Source organism: Aquimarina addita (genome assembly GCF_039539305.1).
In the GTDB taxonomy this organism is placed as follows: domain Bacteria; phylum Bacteroidota; class Bacteroidia; order Flavobacteriales; family Flavobacteriaceae; genus Aquimarina; species Aquimarina addita.
On sequence record NZ_BAABCW010000010.1, the window covers coordinates 16,106 to 42,053 of the forward strand.

At 32.5% G+C, this 25,948-nt stretch carries 20 protein-coding genes; 13 read left to right on the forward strand and 7 right to left on the reverse strand.

Features of this window, described 5'->3' with window-relative positions:
• Window positions 1-209: 209 nt before the first annotated feature.
• Window positions 210-1,049, forward strand: coding sequence for a DMT family transporter (locus tag ABD816_RS12805; RefSeq protein ID WP_344927921.1), 840 nt, complete (start codon window positions 210-212; stop codon window positions 1,047-1,049).
• A gap of 42 nt (window positions 1,050-1,091) precedes the next feature.
• Here ABD816_RS12805 and ABD816_RS12810 read toward each other — a convergent pair whose 3' ends face one another.
• Window positions 1,092-2,705 (reverse strand): hypothetical protein, encoded by a 1,614-nt coding sequence (locus ABD816_RS12810; protein ID WP_344927922.1) that lies wholly within the window; start codon window positions 2,703-2,705, stop codon window positions 1,092-1,094.
• A 20-nt stretch (window positions 2,706-2,725) separates the two neighbouring features.
• Window positions 2,726-3,049, reverse strand: coding sequence for a hypothetical protein (locus ABD816_RS12815; protein ID WP_344927924.1), 324 nt, complete (start codon window positions 3,047-3,049; stop codon window positions 2,726-2,728).
• A 261-nt stretch (window positions 3,050-3,310) separates the two neighbouring features.
• Between ABD816_RS12815 and ABD816_RS12820 the strand changes: the two genes are divergently transcribed.
• From ABD816_RS12820 to ABD816_RS12840, 5 genes are all read left to right on the forward strand, one after another.
• Window positions 3,311-4,036: a CPBP family intramembrane glutamic endopeptidase gene (locus ABD816_RS12820; RefSeq protein WP_344927925.1), complete on the forward strand. Its 726-nt coding sequence runs from the start codon at window positions 3,311-3,313 to the stop codon at window positions 4,034-4,036.
• A gap of 195 nt (window positions 4,037-4,231) precedes the next feature.
• Complete coding sequence (locus tag ABD816_RS12825) at window positions 4,232-4,561, forward strand: helix-turn-helix transcriptional regulator (RefSeq protein WP_344927927.1); 330 nt, start codon at window positions 4,232-4,234, stop codon at window positions 4,559-4,561.
• Window positions 4,555-5,841, forward strand: a complete 1,287-nt coding sequence (locus ABD816_RS12830; RefSeq protein WP_344927928.1) for a type II toxin-antitoxin system HipA family toxin — start codon at window positions 4,555-4,557, stop codon at window positions 5,839-5,841. Before ABD816_RS12825 ends, ABD816_RS12830 begins: the two co-directional genes overlap by 7 nt.
• Window positions 5,842-6,171: 330 nt before the next feature.
• Window positions 6,172-6,456 (forward strand): helix-turn-helix domain-containing protein, encoded by a 285-nt coding sequence (locus ABD816_RS12835; RefSeq protein ID WP_344927929.1) that lies wholly within the window; start codon window positions 6,172-6,174, stop codon window positions 6,454-6,456.
• Window positions 6,457-6,608: 152 nt separating this feature from the next.
• Window positions 6,609-6,887, forward strand: a complete 279-nt coding sequence (locus tag ABD816_RS12840) for a hypothetical protein (protein WP_344927931.1) — start codon at window positions 6,609-6,611, stop codon at window positions 6,885-6,887.
• A 117-nt stretch (window positions 6,888-7,004) separates the two neighbouring features.
• On the opposite strand, the gene ABD816_RS12845 is transcribed toward ABD816_RS12840, so the two are convergent.
• The gene (locus ABD816_RS12845) at window positions 7,005-7,751 is read right to left on the reverse strand and encodes an arylesterase (RefSeq protein WP_344927932.1); all 747 of its coding nucleotides are present in this window, start codon (window positions 7,749-7,751) and stop codon (window positions 7,005-7,007) included.
• Window positions 7,752-7,777: 26 nt separating this feature from the next.
• On the opposite strand from ABD816_RS12845, the gene ABD816_RS12850 reads away from it, so the two are divergent.
• The 4 genes from ABD816_RS12850 (at window position 7,778) to ABD816_RS12865 (ending at window position 13,284) form a co-directional block, all read left to right on the forward strand.
• Window positions 7,778-8,467, forward strand: a complete 690-nt coding sequence (locus ABD816_RS12850) for an ABC transporter ATP-binding protein (RefSeq protein WP_344927934.1) — start codon at window positions 7,778-7,780, stop codon at window positions 8,465-8,467.
• A 47-nt stretch (window positions 8,468-8,514) separates the two neighbouring features.
• A complete protein-coding gene (locus tag ABD816_RS12855; protein WP_344927936.1) occupies window positions 8,515-11,010 on the forward strand; it encodes an ABC transporter permease in 2,496 nt (831 codons plus the stop codon).
• A 251-nt stretch (window positions 11,011-11,261) separates the two neighbouring features.
• Window positions 11,262-12,065 (forward strand): helix-turn-helix domain-containing protein, encoded by an 804-nt coding sequence (locus tag ABD816_RS12860; RefSeq protein WP_344927937.1) that lies wholly within the window; start codon window positions 11,262-11,264, stop codon window positions 12,063-12,065.
• 52 nt (window positions 12,066-12,117) lie between these two features.
• Window positions 12,118-13,284: a serine hydrolase domain-containing protein gene (locus ABD816_RS12865; RefSeq protein WP_344927939.1), complete on the forward strand. Its 1,167-nt coding sequence runs from the start codon at window positions 12,118-12,120 to the stop codon at window positions 13,282-13,284.
• A gap of 53 nt (window positions 13,285-13,337) precedes the next feature.
• On the opposite strand, the gene ABD816_RS12870 is transcribed toward ABD816_RS12865, so the two are convergent.
• Window positions 13,338-13,949 (reverse strand): DEAD/DEAH box helicase, encoded by a 612-nt coding sequence (locus ABD816_RS12870; protein ID WP_344927941.1) that lies wholly within the window; start codon window positions 13,947-13,949, stop codon window positions 13,338-13,340.
• 408 nt (window positions 13,950-14,357) lie between these two features.
• Here ABD816_RS12870 and ABD816_RS12875 point away from each other — a divergent pair, with 408 nt between their 5' ends.
• Entirely contained in the window at window positions 14,358-16,565 is a 2,208-nt protein-coding gene (locus ABD816_RS12875) for a T9SS type A sorting domain-containing protein (RefSeq protein WP_344927944.1), read from the forward strand.
• Between the two features lie 322 nt (window positions 16,566-16,887).
• Here the strand turns inward: ABD816_RS12875 and ABD816_RS12880 are convergent, their stop codons facing one another.
• Window positions 16,888-20,055, reverse strand: a complete 3,168-nt coding sequence (locus ABD816_RS12880) for a lytic polysaccharide monooxygenase (protein ID WP_344927945.1) — start codon at window positions 20,053-20,055, stop codon at window positions 16,888-16,890.
• Between the two features lie 411 nt (window positions 20,056-20,466).
• Window positions 20,467-20,946, reverse strand: coding sequence for a toxin-antitoxin system YwqK family antitoxin (locus ABD816_RS12885; protein WP_344927947.1), 480 nt, complete (start codon window positions 20,944-20,946; stop codon window positions 20,467-20,469).
• 405 nt (window positions 20,947-21,351) lie between these two features.
• On the opposite strand from ABD816_RS12885, the gene ABD816_RS12890 reads away from it, so the two are divergent.
• Together ABD816_RS12890 and ABD816_RS12895 are read left to right on the forward strand one after the other, a co-directional pair.
• A complete protein-coding gene (locus ABD816_RS12890; protein ID WP_344927948.1) occupies window positions 21,352-23,184 on the forward strand; it encodes a hypothetical protein in 1,833 nt (610 codons plus the stop codon).
• 341 nt (window positions 23,185-23,525) lie between these two features.
• A complete protein-coding gene (locus tag ABD816_RS12895) occupies window positions 23,526-24,254 on the forward strand; it encodes a LytR/AlgR family response regulator transcription factor (protein ID WP_344927950.1) in 729 nt (242 codons plus the stop codon).
• A 132-nt stretch (window positions 24,255-24,386) separates the two neighbouring features.
• Here ABD816_RS12895 and ABD816_RS12900 read toward each other — a convergent pair whose 3' ends face one another.
• On the reverse strand, window positions 24,387-25,934 hold the full coding sequence (locus ABD816_RS12900) for an ABC transporter permease (protein ID WP_344927951.1): 1,548 nt from the start codon (window positions 25,932-25,934) through the stop codon (window positions 24,387-24,389).
• Window positions 25,935-25,948 lie beyond the last annotated feature (14 nt).

A 25,948-nucleotide genomic window follows, 5' to 3' on the forward strand; every position in this document is an offset into this window, starting at 1 on the left:
AATTTATTCTTAAGGATTGTTACTAATTTTAATACATATGTTTTTAGTTTTCTTAAAACAAAAAGAAGGCCAAAGAATATTATTCTTACTTTTTGTATACTATTTTTAAAAATAACTCATGATGTATTTAATCTAGAATAAGAATTCTAGTTCTATATTTGCCTGGCTTAAACGTAGTTTGTCTATCAACAGTATAAAATGATATTTTATTGAAAAAAGCAATCTATTTTATGATTATGAGTACCGTAGCATTTACGGTCATGAATTTGTTTCTAAAACATTTAAAGGATCTGGGTTTTGATGCTTTTCAATTAGTCTTTTTTAGATCAATAGGAACCTTGTTTTTTACCATGCCTTATCTACTATATCATAAGATTCCTATATTGGGTAATCAGAAGGTATTATTAGTTTTTAGAGGGCTGGCCGGTGTTACTTCTATGGGGTTGTATTTTATGTCTCTTGGGTATTTAGCAATTGGCACCGCAGTTTCTTTACGCTATTTGGCTCCAATTTTTGCAGCAATTCTTGCTGTCTTTTTTCTAAAAGAAAGAGTAAAACCTATACAGTGGCTATTTTTTCTGATGGCTTTTGTTGGGGTACTAATCATAAAAGGTTTTGATGCTTCTATTGATACTGTCGGATTATTACTTATTATATCATCAGCTTTATTTAGTGGCGTGGTATATGTGTTAATCAATAAAATAGGAGTAAAAGACCACCCTGTGGTAATTGTTAATTATTTTATGTGGATTTCTGTGATTTTAGGAGGAATCCTATCCATTTTTAATTGGACTAAGAACCCGGAAGGAGTAGAATGGTTGTTTTTATTGAGCTTAGGTGTTTTTGGATATTTTGGACAATTATTTATGACAAAAGCGTTTCAATCACAAGTCACTAATAAAGTAGTTTCTCTTAAATATATGGAAGTGATTTTTACGATGATTGTTGGTGTTTTATGGTTGGGCGATGTGTACCCTCTACTCAGTGTATTAGGTACTGTACTTGTAATAGCAGGTCTTGTGTTAAACATGTTTTATCGATCTAAATAAAATCAATATAGTATTGATTTTTAATTGTTTAAGTATGTTTTGCTAAACAATAACTCCAATATCTTTGTTTAACCCACACTGTTCAATAAACTTATTAGTAAATACTGCTCTCGTATCATGATCAAGTAATGCGTTACGTGTTTCAATCCAATGTTGAACCGCAGCTGTGCCATACATTTTTTGAATTCTACTAAAATTAAGATTAAAGTTTATTTTACCCCAGTGTAAGGTGTATGATATATGTAATGTTTCTAGTCTATTCCATATTTTTTGATAAAATCTACGGGTGCTATCAGAATCTACACCATCTAGTTCTAATACGCAAGTATTAGTAAATTTTGTAAAACCAAGCAATGCTTGAGTTCCTTTAACATAGCGTAACGAGATACCGCCAGGAAAAGGATCACCTCCTTCTATAATATTAAGTATCTCTTTTGTAACAGTAACGCTATCTTTGATATCAATACCTAATGCTGCACTTGCTACTTTTCCTCCAAATTTTGTATTGTTGTATGTTTCGCCAATGGTACCCTCTAGTGCAGGAGTTTTTTTGTATGCAAGTGGGAAAAGCATATTAACTAAACCGGGTACTAGTGTGGTAGATAATGTACCCAGACTATCCATCATTGTTTGGATCAATCCCAGTAAATCATCCCCATAGGTGAGTCCGTTAGTATCACGAACTCTTTTTTGATAATCATCACGATACTCTCGTTTATAAGCTACTTTTATAAAAACTCCCTTGTCTTTATTATCTGGTGTAAAGTCATAAGGATTTATTAATATTTCAAAATGATATAGTTCTCGATCCGGAGAATGCTGAGGAAATGGTAATAAATTTTCAATAGCAGAAAAATCCTGAGTAATCATGGTGTGTTTTAAGATATCATTATAAGCGATTTTATCTATACGATGCTCTTCAAGCAGGAATTTAGGCTCGGTTTCTATTAAAATACCGTGAAGAAAACCAAAACTCCCAAAACTAACCAAAGCAGCATTAAACATAGTATCATCCTGAATGCGTTCTGCTCCAAGCCAATTCACAAATTTATCAGATATAACAGTAGTAGAATGACGCTCTAACCAAACATGACGATTTTTACCAACAATTAGATGAATACCAACTACAAAATCCTGAATAGATCCCACGTTAAAAGCAGCGCCGTGAGTGCCTGTAGATAGTGCACCGGCAATGGTTTGTCCGTTACTCGCACCAGATGCTTTAATGGATCTACCAGGTTTTTTCTCTTTCTCTAATTTTGAGTTAAGTTGTAAAATTGACATTCCGCATTGAGTGAAAAACAAGTTTTCTGGTGCTCCTCCCTGATTAATATAAGCATCTGCTACATATGACCTGGTTATTGAGAATGAAAGACGTAAAGATTTCGTATCAACAATACCTCCTTCTGATACTGCTACCTTAGAGAATGACCATCCACTACCCATAGCACGCAATCTGATTTTGTTTTTTATAGCATGCCCGATAAGCCATTGGATATTTTTTGTAGTGGCTCTGTATTTTTCTGAGCTTTTTGATAAAGCATGGTTGTTTCGAAGCTTAAAAGAAGCGTCTTTGATTAGCTTTTGTTTAAAATTTTGATGTCTGTTTTCCCAAGATGTAATAGGTAGTATTTCTATGCCTTTTGGTAGTGCCATGATGTAGCGTTGTTTTATTGTTATAAAGATTCTATAGGAATGTCAATGGGGGCGCACTCCCATGAAACTGTTTGCGGAACTACAATCCCCAGTGTAGCTGCTGATATTAATATATATCCAATATTAGTAGTGCTGGTCACTGCATTCATATGTCCTGATTCACATGTAGGATCAATATCTTTTGAGGTAATCAATCCCCATGCATAATTCCATGAGGTCTTGCTCTGCTTCATTATAGAATCGTTGTCGTATGTACTTACCACCCGTGTAGACATACAATTCATAAAGCATAATGAGAATATAATGACTATGCTTATATTTTGTAATCGAATATAACTTTTCATATCTCAGTTTTTAGATAACAATCTGATTATTAAATTGAAGTGTTAAGTGTTTGAAATATAGTTATATAATGAAATCAAAAAAAGGGTGTTTTACCTGATTTTGTCGATAGTTTATGTAATAGGGTAAGTTTTGTCTGATTGTTTAGGTTATTTTATAGTGTATAGCAATTAACAGTTCATCAGTAAAAACCGACAATTCAGTATGATCAATTATTAGTATGCCTGAAAAAAGTGGTTCATTTGATCTAAAATCAATGCAATATGAGCGATCAGGTGAAAAAAATAGTATCCATTTCTTTATTTTTTCTAATAGCAATTAGTTTACGATACTATATTATAAAGGTTAGACCCGACTTTTTTGTAAGCTCTAATTTATATATAAAAGTACTGCTACAAGGTATTGGGCCTATGATCGGGGGATTAGTAGTTGTATATCTTTTGAAAAGAGCTAATAAACTTACATTTTTTAGTATTGGGATATGGAGAACACTTCTTGTAGTAGTAACACCTTTGTTTTTATTTTCATTAGCGTCAATAATTAGCACAGGGCAGTTTAGTTTATATCTAATAAGTTATGTTGGTGTTATTATGTGTTATGCATTGCTGGAGGAGTATGGCTGGAGAGGCTATTTACAATCAGAATTAAGTGGGGTAAAAAATATATACAAATATTTAATTATTGCTATACTCTGGTTTGTTTGGCATTTAAATTTTGAGATTTCGATGGGAAATATTATCTTTTTTATTATTTTATTTGCCGGAAGTTATGGGATCGGTTTTATTGCAGAAAGGTCAAATTCTTTAATTATGTGTGCTTTATTTCATTCATTCTTTAATTTGTCACAAAACAAGCTTTTACAAGATATAGACCTGACTTATAAGCTTGGGGTGATTATACTCTCTGTGTTGGTTGCTGTTCTTGTTATGCGGAATTATAGAATAAATAATAAAAAGTCTTTAGAGATTGTAAATTTAAAATCAACATAAGTATTTGTATATTTGTTCTATCACGGCATATCATGTAAAGTAGGTCATGATATACTTTAAATGCTATATGTGTCACTATAAGTATAAGTAAATATACTTACAATAGTTAATGCTTATTAAGTATATTAATATATACCTTAAGTACCATATTTTTATTTAATGTATATTTGTATATACTTTAAAAAAAATAGTATAATGAATCTATATAATCTTTCTGATACTGATATTTTTTTGGAGCTTGCACACCGTGTAAAAAAGAGAAGGCTTAATCTTAATATTACGCAAGAAGAACTCTCTAATAAAGCTGGTTTACATGTGCAAACTATTAAAAATTTTGAAGCAGGTAAAACCACTAACTTATTAACTTTTATTCAGATTCTTAGGGCATTTGGAGACTTAGATGCTTTAGATTCATTTCTACCAGATCCTGGAGTGAGTCCGATACAATTATTAAAATTAAAAGGAAAAGAAAGAGAAAGAGCATCCGGGAATTCTAAAGATAATACCAACGAATCCTCATGGTAGATGTTATTAAAATTACACTTTGGGGTCAAGAGTTAGGAGCTTTAAGTTGGGATGCAACTAATAAATATGCTTCCTTTGAGTTTTTTCCAGAGTTTTTAAAGAATAATTGGGATGTTTCTCCTATACACATGCCAATTAGTACATCACAAAAAAGAATTTATAGTTTTCCACGTTTACAGGAAGATACTTATAAAGGTCTTCCGGGTATGTTATCTGACGTATTACCAGATGATTTTGGTAATCGCCTGATTGATCAATGGTTATTACTAAATCATATCCCAAAGGCACAATTTACCCCTTTAGATCGTTTATGTTACATCGGAACCAGAGGTATGGGGGCATTAGAGTTTCAACCTGCAAAAAACACGATTACTAAAGCAAGTAAAATAGAGATTGATAAACTAGTAGTATTAGCCCAACAGGTACTAAATTCAAGAGAAAAGATAGATTTGAATATGGCGGATACTGAGCATCTTAATGAATTAATCAAGGTGGGAACTTCTGCAGGAGGGCAACGTGCTAAAGCAATAATAGCCTATAATCCTAAAACCAATGAAATTAAATCAGGACAAACTAATATACCGGATGGTTTTGAGCATTATCTCTTTAAATTTGATGGAGTTAATGATATGTCTCTTGGTGATCCAAAAGGGTATGGGAGAATAGAATTTGCTTACTACTTAATGGCGGTTGACTGTGGTATTATTATGCAACCTTCTCAATTATTCGAAGAAAATGGTCGTGCTCATTTTATGACAAAGCGATTTGACCGATTACCTAATAATGAGAAGTTACATATGCAGACCTTATGCTCTATAGCACATTTTGATTATAAATTTCCGGGAGTCTATTCTTATGAAAATGCATTTGGGATCATGCGTCAACTGAGATTACCTCATAGCGATGCTGTACAGCAATATAAAAGGATGTTATTTAATGTAATCGCCAGAAATCAGGACGATCATACTAAGAATATTTCATTTTTAATGAATAATAAAGGTATCTGGAAACTAGCTCCCGCTTATGATGTAACCTATTCTTACAATCCCACTGGAATTTGGACAAGCTTACATCAAATGTCTGTCAATGGCAAGCGTGATGAGTTTACTATGAAAGATTTATTAGAGGCAGGAGAGAAGATTAGTTATAAAAATAGCAGAATAGCGATTGAAGAAATAATGCAAGTTATCGCCAATTGGAATATATATGCAGATAAGGCAGGTATTCCTAAAAAACAAGCACATCAATTACAGAAAGCATTTAGAATGCATCTATCATAAATCAAATTATAATTATTTTTCGAAAGAACCTGTTTAAAATACTAGTAATCATGATATGTGTATATACTTCGTATGCGGAGGATAAGGATAATTTTGAACTCATGAAAAATTCTTAGGCGTTATATTCATCTATAGTAAACCTATTAAATTTATCCATAAAGGAAATAAAACAGGAAATATTAGATTGGTTTTAATATTTAATACTATAAATAATCTTTACACTCCTTTTCTTTCTTCTGAAATCATCTTTTACTCTGACGGAATGATCATTTCGACAGCTTTTGCAAGCTATTTTATAGTATTTAGCTCAATAATTATAAAAGCGTTGTTATGTTTAAAAAATATCGAATTCTAAAATGGACCTTAATTTCTTTTTTAGGTATCATCCTTATATTCATTACTTTCGGGATATGGTTTAAAAGTTTAATACCTCATAAGAACCTTACACTAGAAGCTACTCAGGTCAAAGACTTACCCTATTTATCTAAAAATATTCAATCTAAACGAGGTAAGATTTCATCCATTGCTTTTGATACTGGATTTAGTAGTTTATCTTCATTTAACGTAGCATTTAAGAAATTTGAAAAAATGACTCCTTCCGCATATAAAAAGTAATATATAATTTAATGTGATCTAAAGGATATACTATTTGATTTAAAATACTTCTTTTTCATTTGAGCGCTCAATTTTTGTATAAAAGCACGTTGATAAAGCTATGCATGCATAGCTTTGTAGTCTGTTAAAGTATAATATTAAAATTTAAAATTATGAAAAAGATTATTTATGTAGGAATCTGTTTACTGTCATTAAGTTTTTTCTCTTGTGATGGTGATGACGTTGATGATGTAGCTTGTGAAGTGAGTGAAGGAACTTTAGAAACTGTAGCAGAAGAAGCTTTTGATGCTTGGGAAGATGATAAAGAGGATGATGACAAATGTAATAATGCAAAAGAAGCTATTGAAGAGTATAATGAGTTAGAATGTGCAGAAGATGGAAAATTTGCTTTAGAACTTGCTGAACTATTCTTAAACTGTCCAGACGCATAATCTATACTAGCATTAGCTATTAGTGGTATAATACTAAAAGTAGGATCAAAAAAGACGTTTAATTTTAAACGTCTTTTTTAGTTTTAACAAAGAGTCTTTTAGATTCTTAGTTAGTTATTATAGTATTATCGTTGTTTTTAATAATTCCCAGACGGTATTGGCAACTATTTTATGACCTTCTGCCGTAGGGTGAATTCCGTCACTTTGATTGAGTGCAGCAATTCCTCCCACGTCTTTTAAAATAAAAGGAATCAGTTTCAGATTATTTTTCTTAGCCAGATCAGGATACATCTGTCTAAACTCTTTTGTATAGACTTGTCCCAGATTGGGAGGTAATTCCATACCTGCCAGAATAATAGTAGTTTCCGGACTCTTAGTTTGAACTATATCTATAATTGCTTGCAGATTGGCACGGGTTTCAGATATAGGCACTCCTCGTAAACCATCATTAGCTCCCAGCTCTAATAAAAAAACGCTTACATCTTGTTTAATGACCCAATCAATTCTACTTTTACCACCAGCAGTGGTTTCTCCACTTACACCAGAATTAATAACCGTATAGTTTAGGGCTAATGAATCAATCTTTTGTTGTAGAATAGCAGGATAGGCATCATTAGTATCATCAAGACCATATCCAGCGGTAATGCTATCACCAAAACATAGAATTATTTTAGAAGCAGCAGTAGACACTTTCGTTTCTTCAATCTCTGCAGTGGATTGTTTATTTTGTTTGGTGCTTTTAGATGTATCTTCACCACAAGCAAACAATGCTAAGGCTATTATAAAATAACAAAACTTTAAGAATTTAGATACTTCTACTGTTGGTAGATTTAATTGCAATCGCTTACTTTGATTAATAGACATAAGGTGTCTTCTAAATTAAAATTAATATGTCAAAGATATTAAAGATTACCGGGTTGGAAAAAACATATACCAGCGGTAACAAACAATTAACGGTCTTATATAATATATCTTTTGATGTGGATAAAGGACAAACATTTTCTATCGTGGGTCCTTCGGGTAGTGGAAAAACTACGTTATTAGGTTTATGTGCCGGATTAGATCAACCTAATACAGGCAGTGTAGAATTATGTGGACAAAATCTAAATGATTTGAATGAAGACCAACGTGCACAGTTAAGAAATAAAGAAGTTGGATTTATTTTTCAAAATTTTCAATTATTACCAACCCTTACTGCTTTAGAAAATGTAAGTGTTCCTCTGGAATTACAAGGAGCCAAAAATGCTGTTAAGGATAGTATGATTTTGTTAGAAAAAGTTGGTTTAGCAAATCGCATGCATCATTATCCTTCTCAACTTTCTGGAGGAGAACAACAAAGAGTTGCTTTAGCCAGAGCCTTTGCTAACAAACCTTCAATCTTATTTGCCGATGAACCTACAGGAAATTTAGATGATGAAACTGGAGAAAAAGTAATTCAATTATTATTAGAACTCAATCAAGAAGCCGGAACCACCTTAGTCATTATCTCACATGATCTGGAATTAGCCAATCGTACACAGCAAATATTAAGATTAAAAGGAGGGAAGATAGTAACAAATCAACGTACCACAACATTGTGAATAGATCCAATACTAACATGACCCTACGCGTAAAATGGCTTTGTAAGATGGCTTGGCGTGATGCTAAAGCAAGTAGTATACGTTTACTGTTATTTATGGCTTCTATTATATTAGGCATTGCCGCGGTAGTTTCTATACAGTTGTTTAGCACTAACCTTAGAGACAATATACAGCGACAATCTAAAACGCTGATGGGTGCAGATTATAGAATTGATACCAGACAAATTCCTACAGAACGTGCTAAAGCGATTATAGATTCATTACAGCCAGATGCATCAGAGATCAACTTTGTCTCTATGATTGCTTTTCCAAAAAATGGAGGTTCTAAATTGGTAAAAGTCCGTGGCATAGAAGGAGGTTTTCCTTTTTATGGTATGATAAATACGCAACCGGGTACTGCTGCAGGGATATATCAGGAATCAGGAGGAGCATTAGTAGATGCTACTTTATTACTTCAGTTTGATATAAAACCAGGGGATTCTATAAAAATAGGTGAAATAACACTTCCCATTGCTGGTGCATTAAAATCAATTCCGGGTAGTTCAGCTTTTTCATCTTCAGTAGCGCCACCGGTAGTGATTCCACTTCAATATATTGAAGCAACAAAACTCATCCAATTTGGAAGTCGAAGAGAATACTTGTATTACTACAAGACGTCGGCTTCTTTAGATTTAAAGGTACTCGAAGATACCATAGACCCTTTACTTGATATAGAAAATGCCGATTTAGATACCCACATCAGTACAAGCAGAAGATTAGGACGACGGTATGAAAATGTAGGTAAGTTCTTAAATCTGGCAGCTTTTATTGCTTTATTGTTAGGTTGTATTGGTATAGCTAGTTCTGTTCATATTTATATTAAAGAAAAATTAAAAGCTATTGCTATCTTAAAATGTATGGGAGCATCAAGACTACAAAGCTTTCTCATTTTTCTTATTCAGATCTCTGGTATTGGAATTATTGGCGGTATCATAGGTTCTCTTATTGGTGTGGGGCTTCAGGAATTATTTCCGTTTTTATTAAAAGATTTTCTGCCATTTCCTGTAGAAATAACGATTTCATTTCAACCTATTTTTATTGGAATATTTCTAGGCTTTTTTATGTCTGTACTTTTTGCTCTACTACCATTGTTAAGAACCTGGTACGTGTCGCCCTTAGCAGTATTACGTATTGATAATCAGTTATCTAAAGAACCTAAAAAAGTGCGATTTCTGGTATTTACAACTATTTTAGTTTTTCTGTTTTTATTTTCACTTTGGCTTATTAAAGATACAGTATATGCGCTGATTTTTGTTGCAGCAACAATAGTAACTTTTGCAATTTTAGGGGGTGTTGCTTTGTTTGTTATAAAAATGATTAGAAAATTTTTCCCAAAACGCTGGGGGTTTACCAAGAGACAAAGTTTACTAAATTTATTCAGGCCTAATAATCAGACCGTTGTTTTAATTGTAGCTATTGGTCTGGGTACATTTTTAATTAGTACACTGTATTTTACAAAAGATATTTTACTATCAAAAACGGCAATAGGGCAGACGTCTGCAACCAGTAATATTATCGTATTAGATGTACAAACAGAACAACGGGATGCAGTAGCGCAAAACATAGAAGAAAAAAACTTACCAGTCATTAATAATATTCCGCTAGTTACCATGCGAATGCATAGTATCAATGGAAGATTGGTGAATGAATTACGTCAGGATACTACACGTCAAATACGAGGTTGGATCTTACAACATGAATTCAGAACTACCTATCGCGATACACTTATTGCATCAGAAGAATTAATAGAAGGAGTATGGACATCAGCACAAAAGTCAGGAGATCCTGTAGTCATTTCTATATCAGATAATTTGGCATCAGATGCTAATGTAACTGTCGGTGATCCTATTACTTTTAATGTACAGGGGGTACTAATGAAAACTACTGTAGGGAGTATTAGAAAGGTAGACTGGGGGCAATTACAGCTAAATTTCTCTATTGTTTTTCCAAAAGGAGTGCTGGAACAGGCACCTCAGTTTAATGTTTTAACAACAAATGTTTCGGATGCTGAGAGTTCGGCAAAATTACAACGTGATTTGGTTGCCAATTTTCCTAATGTAACCGTAATTGATTTACGACAAGTATATACGCTGGTCGAAGATATTCTGGAAAAAGTATCCTGGATCATTAATTTTATGGCGTTTTTTAGTATCCTCACGGGGATTATTGTATTAATAGGTTCTGTGAGAACTAGTAAATACCAACGTATTAAAGAAAGTGTATTATTACGTACTCTTGGTGCAAAAAATAAGCAAATATTAGAAATTTCAGCTTTCGAATATCTGTTTTTAGGCTTTCTTGGTAGTTTTGTAGGAATTTTGTTAGCTTTAATAAGTAGTGCGTGTTTAGCAGTTTTTGTGTTTAAAGAATCGTTTGTACCTTCTATCATTCCTTTTATAGTGTTTTTACCAGGAATTACGTTATTGGTTGTTAGTATTGGTTTAAGTAATATTCAGACAGTGTTGAGAAGTTCTCCTTTAGAAGTTTTGCGAAGAGAAGGGTAATTACAAATTTTTGTAGTAAACTTGTTTTTGGCTTTTTATAAAATAAGAAAATGAATCATAACATCATTTTGTACCTTTAATATTGTTATGAAATTAAATTATCAATGAACTCTACAGTCTAAGGGTAAGAAGTATGAGAAACAAGATTGCTTTACTACAGGAAGTAAAACGTTTTGTATACTGAGTTTATAATTTACACCCTAAAAGAGCTTTGGAGAATTCTATCGATTAAAATAATTCTAAATAGTTGTATGCTTTTTAAACCACAAATTACTGAAATAGCGAATCATATTGATCATTATTGGATTATTAATGATATCTTTTTACTATCTCAGGGAGGTTTTAGAATGCATGCATATCCAGGGGTAACACCAGATATGATCATTGTTTTAGAAGGGCATTATGAGATTCATTACTTGGAAAAACATCATATCTCTAATAAAAGTTTGCTTTTTTGTTTTATTCATAAAGATCTAGTGATCGATTTAACGCACCTTAAAAGATGTATTATCGTTAAATTTAAATCCAGAGGACTTTCGTCTTTATTACCTTTTCTTAACTATCGATCAACTGAGTTAATGTCTAATTCTGTAGTGTTAGTAGAAGATATTTTTAAAGTGAATATAGATTCTTTTATTAAACACCTAGCTAAACAATCATCAAAAGAAATTGTTACGCTATTAGATGCGTGGTTTCTGGAAAGATATAAAAAGGAACATGAAGGTTTTATTCTTGAAATGTCTCAAGAAATCAGCTCAGAACTTGATCTGAAAACAATTATGGAAGCTACAAAATATTCTTATTCTACTATGGAACGGTATTTTAAAAAAGATACTGGATTGACACCAAAAAAATTTCAATCTTTACAGCGTTATAAGCTTGCTGTCAGAGAATTATATACGTCTCAGCACTTAGATTGGCAATATTATATAGAAAAGTACGGATACTATGACCAAAGCCATTTTATTAAGGATATAAAAAGGTATACCTCATTTACACCTTCTCAATTATTACAAAATCCAGCATTTATACAGGTAAGGCCAGATTATTCCTGACGAATTTTTACAATGACATATTAAAAAAAAACACATTCTTTGCAAAAAAAAAATGATTTATAGAATTCTTTTTATTGCATTACTAGTTACAGGATGTAAAACTTCTAAAATTGAAGAAGTTTATGATATCAATCCTGAAGTTAATTTTAATCGTATACTTCAGGAAGAAGTTAATACCCCCCAGAATGAGACGGCAGGAATTTCGCTGACTGTTATTTCACCAGAATTGGGTCTTGACTTTTCTGGAGCAGCTGGTTATGACAGTAAAGATAAGAATACGACCCTAAAAGCAGAACAACCTTTTAGAATTGCGAGTTTAACAAAAACTTTTGTAGCATCAGCAATTTTAAGATTACAAGAGCAAGGATTATTAGATATTAATGACCCTATAACTTCTTATATTTCAGAAAAACATATTTCCATATTAGAAAAAGGAGGATATCTTCCTGGTACTATTACCTTAAAGCATTGTATGATGCATACCAGTGGTCTATATGATTATGCAGAAGGAGGGCCAGATTATATCGAGATGGCAAGTAAATCCCCAAAGAAAAGATGGACGCGTACTGAGCAAATTCAATTTGCTATGGATTATGGTAAACCACTTGCCCTTGCCGGAAAAGAGCATCACTACAGTGATACTGGTTATATATTACTAGGAGAAATTATTGAAAATATAACTCAAAAGGGGCTCGCAGAAGGCTTACGGACACTTCTAAAATTTGATGCATTAGAAATGAATGCTACCTGGTTAGAAAGTCTAGAAAATCGTCCTGTAGGTTTATTGCCTTCGGTAAAACGATATTTAGGAAATATAGATGCTTCAGACTGGGATAATTCTGTGGACCTTTATGGTGGTGGTGGTTTATCATCTACCACAAGAGATCTCTGTATTTTTCTTCAGGGTCTTTTTAATGGTTCTATTTATGAGAATAAGAATACGTTACCTGTGATGTTATTACAAAAAGATTTTATACCAAAGGTAAAAGGAGAGTTGCCAGAATACCGATTAGGTTTTGGAAATATCAGAAGTAAAACATCAGATGTAGAAGCTTTTTTACACGCAGGCTTCTGGGAAACAATTTTTATGCATTTTCCAAAATATAATTGTAGCATCGCCATAAACCATACAAATGGAGATAGTAAGACACTACAAAAAGTAATAAATTACGTACAATGGTTGGATAAAAATCAGAAAAGGAATACACAACCCTATTAATAGCATTAGAAACTTAACTTTTAATAACAGTAGATATTGAAAAACATAATAAGCTACATAGCAATAGTCTTAGAGTATTCCATAAAATAAGATTCAAAACGTTTTAATTTAGGATGCATTTTTTCTGAATATAACACAAATTGACACTTTTTAATACTTTGAGTAATTGAAATTAAAGCAATATATGCGGAATTCTGAATTAGAAACTCAGCATCATCGATACTAAAAATCTTTAATTGCGAGGTACTAACACCATTTGACAATATTAATTTTTTCATTTCGGCAGGTGTTGAAATAAGAATATCTACTCCTTCAAATATCTCTGATTTTTGAACATCAATATGAAGTTTTTCATGTCCTACATATACACGTAATGAAGTGTGCTTAGTGTAGGTTAAAAAAGCATTAAAAGTCTCTAATGCACGTTCTGTGTTTTCTACAAGAACGATGGCTCTTGGAGCATTTCCAACTGCCTCACATTTTAATTTATGTAAAGTGGTAAGTATAAGAGTTGTGGTCTTTCCAACATTCTTTGATGCAGTACAGAAGACATTAGCCCCACTTTTAATTACTGGAATACTTTTACTTTGAAATGGAGTTGGAGTTACTATTTCCAGATGCGCTAGTTTCTCCTGGATATCAGCATGTAATTTTTTAAAAGGCATAGAGTGAAAAGCGATAGCTATTTAAGAGGTTAGTTGTATTGTAGGTTATACTAATTTAGTATTCATAACAGGACAAATATACTACCTAGAAATCAAATAAATAGATGTATTTATTATTTCTGGGTTCGTAGAATAGAAAAATGGAATAGAAAAGTATACTTATTTATAAAGTAAAATTAAGGTTTAAAGAACCTGATCAATTGCAAATATGACCTTTGAACTACCTACACACAAAATTTTATACGGATTATTATCTTCTACTATTTTATATAATTTATTGTGATTAATTCCAAAATATGTTATTTATTATATTAAATAATCTGTTAAGTGCTATTTTTTTACGAATATTGCAAAAATAGTATTCATGCATACTATTTTTCACGCATTAATAAATCTTAAAACTTTAAAATGAAAACTCAACAAACTCAACAAACATTTGCAAAAAGATTTTTATGGCTTTTTGCCATTACATTGATCACCACCGTGACTATGTATGGACAACAGGTGATTAATGCAACTATACAACAAGATGGCAGGACAAGACAATATCGTCTTTACATTCCTCAAAGTTATGATGCAAGTAATCCATCACCATTAATTTTAAATTATCACGGCTTTACCAATACAATTGACATTCAGTATAATCAAAGTGATTTTAGACAATTAGCAGAAGACAATCAATTTATATTCGCAACTCCTCAAGGCTTAGGCGGCTTTTTTTCAGGATGGTCTATAAATAATAGTTTTGGTGGTAATGAAGATGATCTAGGATTTTCAGATGCACTAATTGATAAAATAAAAGAAGACTATAATATTAATGATAAACGTATTTATGCAACTGGATTTTCCAACGGTGGATTTTTTAGCTATAGATTAGCATGCGAATTAAGCTCGAGAATTGCTGCTGTAGCTTCTGTTGCAGGCAGTATGACAAGAGGTTGGATAAGTAGTGGTCAATGTCAACCGCAACATCCCACTGCTGTTTTACAAATTACAGGTACTAGTGACAATGTTATTTCTATTAATGGTAATGGAAGTAATGAGTCGATACAAGATGTTATGGAATATTGGTCAGCTGTAAACAATGGAGACTCCACACCAGAAGTTATTCAGCTAGGTGGTGGATCTACACGATCTATCTGGGATAATGGAGATAACGGTGTAACTGCAGAATTTATTAGAGTGCAAGGAAAAGGACATAGCTGGGTAGGTGGAAATGTGAATACATCTCAGGAAATTTGGAATTTCTTTTCTCGATTTGATATCGATGGTGAAATAGGTTCAACCACTCCACCACCTACAGACGATACTTGTTCAGGAAATATATCTTCTTTTCCTTACAGCGAAAGTTTTGAAGGAAATACAGGAGCCTGGGAACAAGCAACAAGCGATGATTTAAATTGGATAGTCAATGCGAATGGGACACCTTCTAGTGGAACAGGACCCTCTGCAGCAGTGGATGGTAATTCATATATTTATTTAGAGGTTTCTGGTGATGGACAAGGATTTCCTAATAAACAAGGAATTTTAAATTCTCCTTGTATTAACTTAAGCACAATAGCTTCGCCCAGACTTCAATTTAGCTACCATATGATTGGTAATGCCGTAGGTAACTTATCAGTAGAAGCAAGAACTAATAATACAGGAAACTGGACGTCAGTTTTTAGTAGAACTGGTGTACAGGGTACCGGATGGAATCAAGCAGATATCGCACTTTCTGCCTATGCAGGAGAATCTAGTGTGCAATTAAGAATTAATGCTGTTTCTGGTACGAGCTGGCAAGGTGATATAGCAATTGATGCGCTTAGCATTTCTAATACTACAGGAACTCCTCCTAGTGGTGATTGTGATCAGATAGATTTCGGTACTACTGCAATTACATCATTTTCTAATCAGGATGCTGATGGTACTTTTGAAATTGCAAATAGCGGGGCAGGTTTGATCTTACGTAATAATACCTGGAAGCAAATTCCATTTAATTATAATGTAACTGCCAATACCATTTTACAGTTTGATTTTACCAGTACTTCTCAAGGAGAAATTCATGGAGTGGGCTTCGAAGATGATAATACATTAACTTCTACGTATTACTTTAAAGTACACGGTACTCAAAATTATGGAATTACAAATTTTGATGATTATACAGGTAGTGCTACAAAAACATACACAATACCTGTAGGAAACTTTTATATAGGAGCAACTGACAGACTTGTATTTATAAATGATAATGATACAGGGTCAGGAAACAACTCATTGTTCTCTAATGTCAAAGTTTATGAAGGATCTTGTAATGGTTCATTGACAGCAAAAGAAGTAATCGCCAATTTATCTGATAAAGAAGCATTAATGGGTAATGAAGAAGAAGGGATAGGTGCTATTACAATGACTCCTAATCCAACAAATGATCAATTTTCTCTGTATGTAAATTCTAAAGGTACTGAAGAAATTAAGGTTCGTATTTTTACACTTCTAGGACAGAAAAAATATGAAGCGGGATTATATTCTGGAGTAAATAATTTCTCTGCTAATAACTTATCACTTAGTTCCGGGATTTATGTTGTAAAAATTGAATCTCGAGGTGATACCACAATTTCTAAAAAATTAATTGTTAGATAATAAAAAGTGAAGAATAGTATGCATTAAAAAGGAGGCTGTCTAAAAAGGTAATTTAGGCAGTCTTTTTATTTTTACACTCTTTCAGTTTTTAATTACAAATTAAATGAATGTAAAAATTTTATTAGTCAGTTCTGACCGTAACATATAATTGCACGATATAGATATAGTCTTAATTTATTGCTTCTACAATACAGAAGATCTGATCTAAATAAAAAACAACCTTCTAAAATTTAGAAGGTTGCTTTTTTATTAAAGAAAGAGATTGCAAAAGCTAATCGTACTTTCTAGGTTAAGTTTGAATTATTCTTCAAACAGGGTTCTGTTATTTTACAATTAATTTTAGCGGAGGACTATCACCAGATGAACCTAACACTTTTACCATATATAAACCAGGTACCATTCCAGAAATATCTATAGTTGTATTAGATGTGCTTTCCTTCACTGTTAAAGATTTTATCTTTTTTCCAGCAAGATTATATATTGTAATCACATTATCCTTTAAATCAGTGATGTTGCGTACCGTGAAACTTGTTGTCGCAGGGTTCGGGAACATGGTAAAAGAAAGTTTACCTCCATTATTTGCTTTATCTTCTGAAGAGTCGCAATCAGGTGCTGTTCCTGAATTACTAAAATAAATAGTATATCCATCTCCCACTAGTGCAAAATTTTCTCCGTCTACTGCTGCGGAGTATGTACCATCTAAGCCATCGATTCCTGTTCCGGTTAATGTAATCGTAGGATTAGCTTGACCGAAATTTTGGACACTATCAGAAAAATTAACATACCAAGGAGCAGTACTCAGATTAAAAGAAAATTGGTATAAACCGTTATTATCTAAATTCCAGTTTACCACAAACTTGGTAATATTATCAAGATTAGGACCACCAGTTCCTAACACATATATGTTTTGATAAGGTGCATAATCAGTTGAAGGTAAAGGTGTACTTAATGGTGTTCCAAAAGTACAATCACTACCATTTGGGTTACCTGTATCAGTTGTTCTAACAACATCAATTTTATTAGAAAGATCATAATCTCCGGTCAATACAGAAAGATTATTGTTTGTTTCCAGTCCAGTAATGGTTTCATTATAACTTAAATGGTAAATAAAACAAGTTCCAACTCCAGTACCATCAAAATCAACAGATTCTATAGTAATAGGTAAACCAAGAATATTTCCTGAATCATCAGTAACTACCCATTGTGAAGTTGTTCCAATATTTCCTGAAACAGAAACACCAGATACATTATCTGCAATACCATCTCCAACCGTAAATTCAAAAGGACCTCCACTTACAATACCTCCATCGACTTCAATGGCAGTTGTTGGTGTTAATACAAAATTTAAGATCGTTGATGAAGAACCACCGGTTTGATTTAACCATACTGTGTATGTTCCAGAAGGTAATGGTGGTGTAAAACCAAAACCAGATACAAAAGGAGCCGCTGGGTTATCTAAATCACCCATAGCAGGAAGTATATTAGTACCTACATTTGCGGTTCCATAACTTAATCCTCCTATAAGTCTGGAAGGAGCATTATTAGCAGGCTGACCACTAATGATCTCACCTTCATCGATTCCTATAAAACCTATATCATCTGCACCGCTGTAACGGTCAACTATGAGTTCTGATAACTGATATCCATCAGGAATCTCGAATGTAAAGAAGTTAGCTTGATCTACAGTTCCGGTTTGACCAGAAATGACACGATTATCACCACCAGCTAATTCGATTAAGGTAGGTACCAAATTATCGGTAGATAAATTACCATCTATATCCTCGTCGTAAACCACATTTTCAATAACTCCACCATTAATATTTCTAGTGACATCAATTGAATTTGAAATATCAAAATCTCCGCTTAATGTTGAAAGAGTTCCTCCAACGACTAATCCGGTAATAGTTCCATTATAACTTACATGATAAATAAAGCATCTACCTTCACCAGTACCATCAAAATCAGTATCCTCTACTGCTGTTGGTAATCCTAAAATACCTCCAGAACTATCTGTAATGATATATTGAGAATTATCTCCAACATTTCCTGATAAAGTAACGTCTGTAGCATAATCAGGGATCCCATCGCCAACGGTAAACACAAAAGGCCCGCCAGATAATGTTCCACCATCAGTTACAATAGGAGTTTCATCACCACAATCTGGAGCTGGATCTGATGCTAACTCACTTAGGTATATTGTAAAATCACCTGTTGTTGAGACCATTATAAAATTATCTCCATCTACAGATACATAATATGATCCGTTCAATCCTTCATAACTAGTACCTGTAATCGTTACTTGCGGATTTGCTTGGTTAAAGTTTTGAGTTAAATTAGGTATCAGATTAGTCCAAACACTTGCACCTCCAAAACTTTGAATTGAGAATTGATATAACCCATTATTAGTTAAGTTCCAATTGATATCAATTTTATGATTATCTAAAACAGGTCCATTTTCACCAACTACAAAGATACCTCTGTAAGATCCTTGGATCGTAGGAAGAGGAGATTCTCTAGGGGTGTCATAAGGACAAACAATTTCGTTACAATCGGGGTCTCTTATTAGATTTACACTTGCTACTGTACCACTACTGAATTGATTATCGCTCACGGTTAATGTTACTGTTGCATTCGTTAAGTCAGTGTATGTGTGAGAAACTTCTACGCCTTCTCCAGTAGTACCATCACCAAAATCCCAAGAATAAGTAAGTTCATCTCCATTGGCATCTGATGAACCAGATGCATCAAAATGTACAATTGGACCACCACATCTGTTATCATTTTCACTTGTAAAAGAAGCTACTGGTGCAGTTGGTTCCAAACCAGCTGTACCAAAATCAACATCACTCGTAGAGTAAAAAGCTTCTGGAGTTCGTGATCGTTGCCATACACTATAAATAACATGCTTACCTGTTCTAGGAGGTAATACCACATCGATTATATCAGTTGCAGCAGCAGGTCTTGGGTCTGTACGTACAAGACGTTCTAAACTATCCCAAGTAAGGGGTTGGTCTGGCGTCCAGTCTGCTTTAGTAATATAAACATCATAATATAATGTTACGTGTGGAGCTGAATTTGTCCAGGTAATTTGAAACGGACCAGCCTCAACCTCAGTGGCTACCCAGTCATCTCTTGTTTGATCCAGTCCTCCAAACTTGTCAGGTCTTCCTGCACTGGCCAGATTTCCATCTTGGATAATTGCTTGATGCATTCCTCCGGCATCCATTCGAGCAACTTCACTCCAATCATAAAAGGCTTGGGTACCCCAACCAATAATTGCGGCCTCACAAGCGGGCGAGTCAGGACTTTCAGGATTTTCCTGAAAACATACCCATACACGGCTGGGTGGGTATGTTACGGTACCGTGGGTAAAAGCGTATTGAATCGGCGCCAGTACAAGGACTGCGCAAACCAATATTCGCAATGTCAATTCTTTTACAGAGTAATGCTTACCCAATAAGATTTCATCTTTGAGTTTTTCTCTTCTCATGTTGGTTAATTTTAATTTTAGACTTTTGTGTGAATTAATTATTATCTAAATAATAACTGATATTTATGTATTTATTATCCAAATGTTAAATTTTAACAAAATTTTAATCCTGTTTTTTTAAGATTGGTTGACCAAAATTCAGCTATAAAATGGATAAGAATATAACGCCTTTAGGAGGTAGATTGCCTTTATAATAGGGACGTAAACCAAACTATTACAAACTATTTTTATATGTGTTTTTGTAACGAAAAATAATAAATAAATTTTTAGTATAATAAAAAGAGAAAATCAGATGAATTAGTCAATTACAGAATTTATTATACTACTTATAGGTACTCGTAATTCAGTAATAGATATTGAAAGCGATAAAAAATAGAAATAACAGTTTTGAAGAAGTTTTTGATATTTTTCTTATTGAATTTCTGTAATAGATTTACATCCCTCTGAGGGAGTTAATCCATAGCGCTTACCCGCTATAACAGTATAGTTTGCTCTTATTTTACCAGCAAAATTCCATAATTTTTGGGTGCCATCTTCTTCACCATATTCATTATAGTGAAATTCTTTTGATAGTTGTCCGTTGCCAAACCATTCTTGTTGCACTCCTATAAAATTACCAGTATCATCATAATGATATTCGGATTTTAGTTGATTTTTGTTCCACCAAGCCAGATGTGTTCCGGATTTATTACCACCTGTATAAAATCCCGATTCTGCTAAACTGCCATTGTAAAAGAATTTTTGTTCTTTGCCATGTTTTTTTCCATTTTCATAAGTTGCTTTATAGATAGTAAGTGTATCAGTCTTGGAAAAAAGTATTCCTGAAAAAGGTTCTTCTTTATACAGCATAATTTCATTAACTAATTTTAAATCATTGTCGTTAACATTCAAGTTATGAATCTTAGACTGACAGGCACTTAATAAAAGGATAAAGAAAAAATACTTTGCATTCGACATAGCATACATAATAGCATCATTTTAGACTTTGTAAAAATCAATTGCAAGTAAACTTAAAAAGATATCTTCTCCAAGTTTTCCTATGAAAAAGGTAAAGGTAAGGTTATTGTATATTTACTATTTCGAGTTCAATAATATGTTTTATGGGTTACAAAATTTATTGTAATTGTTCTGCCGAATTTAAATGAATAATTTTAGTGTTTGGAATGACTAATGTTTACTTTTATTTAAGCTTTCTATCTAGTAATTAGAATTTTATGTTAAATAGCCATGTTTTTAGTAAAAGACAAATAATATATTTTAAGTTTATCAGATTGTATTATTAATGGTACAAATATTATGATATTGACTAAAAATCATCTATACAATTTAATTTTTATTTTATTTGTTTCTATGGGCTCATGCTCTAAAGATACAGAATCTGAAACTTCCGATTCACCGCAGACCGTAGATCAAGAAGAGGAAGAACCTTCAACCGTTATAGCATCCTTTATAACTACAAATGATTTTGACTTACCGTCTCAAAATTCAGATGGCTTTACTATATTGACACCAAGTTCTGATAGTAAAATAGTATATGTTGATAGTAATTCTGGAAACGATACTACAGGAGAAGTCTATGATTCTAATGCACAAGAGATAGGTCAAAATATGCTAATGCCTACAACAAGTATAAAACCTTTTGCATCTATAGATGCAGCAAAAAGTAATATGCGTAATGATGCACCAGATATTATGTTGCTTGCTGCGGGTGGTGTTTGGGATGTAGGTCTTACCGTGACGCGTGGGAGATCGAATGAAGAGCGTAGTATCTACGCAGCTTATGGTTCAGGTTCAAGACCTTTATTACGGACTGGGGATGGTAGAGGAATTTTAAATAAGCAAATCAGTAACACAATAATATCAGGTATTAAATTCTGGGCACATACCAGAGATGATGAAGGTCCTTATTTTGAAAATCAAGAAGGAAGTGATGGTTTTAATTTTTACACACGGGATGACGCAGCTATAGAAAATGTATTAATAGAAGATTGCATGTTTCGATCTTATAAAAATAATGTATTAACAGGAGCTACAGATGCCACAAGGCTACCTTTTGATAAGTTTGTAATGAGAAGAAATATTATTTCTAGAAATTATGCAACAAATGGGCAAGGGCATTCTCAAGGTATTTATTATAATGGCGAGGGCGCCAGTGGAGGCACATCTGTTTTATTAGAAGAAAATATCTTTGATCATAATGGATGGCGTTTACAAAGTTATAGTCCAGGACAAGATGCCACAGATGGACAAGCAACTTATTTTAATCATAACACCTACTTTGCAAATGCAAAAGGCGTATTGTTTTATGGTAATATCTTCTTAAGAGCTTCATCGATAGGAACAAAATGGACTGCAAATAATGGCGAATCTTCTGCTCAAGATATTGCAATAATAGACAATTTATTCATTGACGGCGAATTGGGCATAAGTATGGGAGGTAATAATCCAGGTGCATATCGATTCAAAGACATTCTTATTAGTAATAATGTCTTACTGAATGTAGGTGAAAGTCGACCAACCAATAGAAATTTAGCTTGGAATATTTCAGCAAGTGACTGGGATGGTGGAACTATAAGTGAGAATCTTATATTACATCAAGAAAACGATCAGGTTACCTCTACGTATGGAATTGCGCTTAGTTCTTCTACTGCCATGCGAGATGTATTTGTTTCTAAAAATATTATTTACGGTTTATCTGGTGCTTCTGATAAAAATCGAGGATTATTAATAGCAAATGGATCTGGTAATGCGACGAATATCGATATTACAGAAAACTATCTTCATAATAGTGAATCCTCTGGATTGATCACTTTTAATAATCAAGATGGCTTTTTCTTTTCTGGTAATTTTTACAACAGCTCAAGAGTTCAAGAATGGTTTGGTGTAGAAGAAGTTTGGCAGAATTTTGATACTTGGTTAGAAGAAATAGAAAATGATGCCGAGGTCTTTGATACAGATATATGGGCTAATCCGGAGAGGGATATTGAGATGTATACTTCGACTTTGGGTTTAGGCAATACGAAACAGAAATTTATTGATCAGTTATATTTACAATCACGTGCAAATTGGAACCCTGCCTTGACTGCTCCTTTTATTAATAGATGGATACGGGAAGGGTTTGCAAGGTAATTCTAGTACAGATAATGATAGTTAAATGTAGAAATGTAATTCATAAAACTGTTCCAGGTATTCAGTTAGTTCAATTTGAATTATATAACAATATAAAATGCCTAACGGCTTTGAAATATATGTAAATGTAAAAGTACTTCCATCTTTTATTTATCTCGAAAGTGTATTTTAATTATCAACATTTGCTTTAAGTGCTGACCAGAGCGTATCTAAGGGTGCCTTTTCTTAATACAAGTTCGATTATAAATAGCTTTTGTTACTATTTGTTTTGATCATTACTTATTCAATCTATATTAGCAATTATTTTATTTTACCACTTTTTAGAAGAAATTATATTCGGTTTGTGTTGTTTTTATTCTAAAGCTAATTGTATTTACATTAATTCCTGGTTTTATGATTATGAAGTCTATGAGCCAATAGCAAGGCAAATCTTAGAAAATTATATTGATTCTCTACCAAATTTAGAAATTATTGCTTCTTGTAAAAATACCTTTGAAGTTCTTCAAATTTTACAAGAAAAATCAATAGATATTTTGTTTTTAGATATTAATATGCCCAAACTTTCAGGGTTAAGTTTACTAAAAACAATACAACAAAAACCTGACGTAATCACCACCACTGCATATCCGGAATATGCTATTGAAGGATTTGAACTTGCAGTAACAGATTACTTATTAAAACCTTTTTCTCTGGAGCGTTTTTTACAAGCTGTAAATAAAGTACAGAAAACCTCAGAAATAAATACAGAGAGTATATCAATTGTAAAAGCAGAAAAACAGAGATTTATTTTTGTGAAAAATAATAAAAAAATTATCAAAATTAGTTTTGATGAGATTAATTATGTAGAAGCTTTGGCAATCATTGGTCAAAGTTGTTTAGGATCGGTAGCTGTTATGTTTACATTGATGAACGGAAATTCGTTTTTAGAAATGTTTCAATTATTTATAATAACCTGTATGTGTATGACATACAATGCAGCTATTCTTTCTCAACAAAAAGCAAAATGGAGTTTCAATATTCTTATTGCGAGCATACTTTCTAGTATTATTATTATGATATTCAATATATAATTAAGTTTATAAATTCGCAATAGTTTATTTGTATCACAATAAGGTTAAAGGAACACTTTGTATATATCAACGTGTTCCTACGCTTATTGATCAAATAGTAGGAGAGAATCACCTGCTTGTACTAAAAAATAGTTACTTACCTAATAGATATCTCTTACCATATATACTAATCAGGGTTAAAAGTATGACCACTACTGCAAGCTGTATGATGTAGAATGGATTATGACTAAAACTACCAAAATAGTCCGCAAAAATAATTCCATTAATGTTTGCATACGTAATCAGAAAAAAAAATACTTCAAAAAGTTTTTTTCCTTTTGATAATATACCAAGTGTTATAGCGAGTAAAGTGATAAAAGCACTTCCCACTAGTATGGAAAGAATCGCTATATAGTTAAATGATATACCTAACCTAATTATTAAAGGAAAAGCCAATAGTAATATTAACAAGATGCCAGAAAATATCTGCGAAAACAGCAATCTACTAATTGGTCTATTTGATGTATACACAAAATAGTATACATTGTTTATGACCTCTTTTGAAGTTATATCTGATAACCTGCTAACTTGTAAAAACCACAAAACAGGTAATATTATTTGATGTGCCATTTTTATAGGAAGTACTGCAAGTAGCACCATCCCCACAATATTTAATATCCACAACCATTTTTTTCCTTTTCTAAATAGTAATAAAAATTCAATTTTTAGTAAAGGAATAATGCTATAATCCAATTGGGATTCAGGTACATTTGACAAACTAATTTCATTCATTCTTTGTTGTTGATCATTAAAACTTGATGTTTTTTTAATCTTTATAGGCTGCTTTACGTTAAACCTATGAAACAAAAAAGAAGTGATGAATATTAATAAAATACCTAAAGCAATCCAAAGAAAACGACTTAGTATAAAAGAAGTCGGAAAAGTAACTCCGTTAAATTCAAATTTTGTTGCTTTTCTAACATTTCCTACTACATAACCTATAGACAAATCAGTATTTTTATCTTCATTTGTGAGTTTCCTAACACTTTCCTCTAATTGTTGTATAACAATTTTACTTCCAAAAATATCAAGTGCAAATTCTCCTTCAGTTTTAGGAGAAAATACCATTAGAAATGAAAAAATAAAGAAAAATATAACATTTTGTATTACTGAGTATTTTCTTAAAAAGATTTCAAAAACAACAGCAAGTGCAGAAATAAAAAATATAGCAGGAATCGTAATAAGTACGTATGGCTTTATAAATTGAAATAATTCAAATGAATAGCCATCATTATATAGGAAAAACAGCATAATACTCATAAAAAAAACGATTACTACAATAGTGAGTAACAATAAAAAATTGCTTAACATCTTAGAAAGTAAATAAGCAAAATTTTTAATTTTTGTTGTGGATATAATCTGACCAACTCTTGTGTCAATATCCGTTTTTATTCCACTATTTACTAAGTAAAATCCAATTAATGATAAAAATATACTGGTCATAATAGCGGTTACATAACCAAACCAGGCGGCATTATAATAACCTATATAATTTGCAATTCTAATGGTGGAGTAACTTGCATTTGGCTCTGGCACAAAAGTGTATGCAATAGCTACACTTAAGCAAAGCGTAATTAAAAACGCATAACTTCTAGTACGTTGTAAGTAATCTAGTTTTATGATGGTAAAAAAAGTATTCATAGTTTTATGGTTCT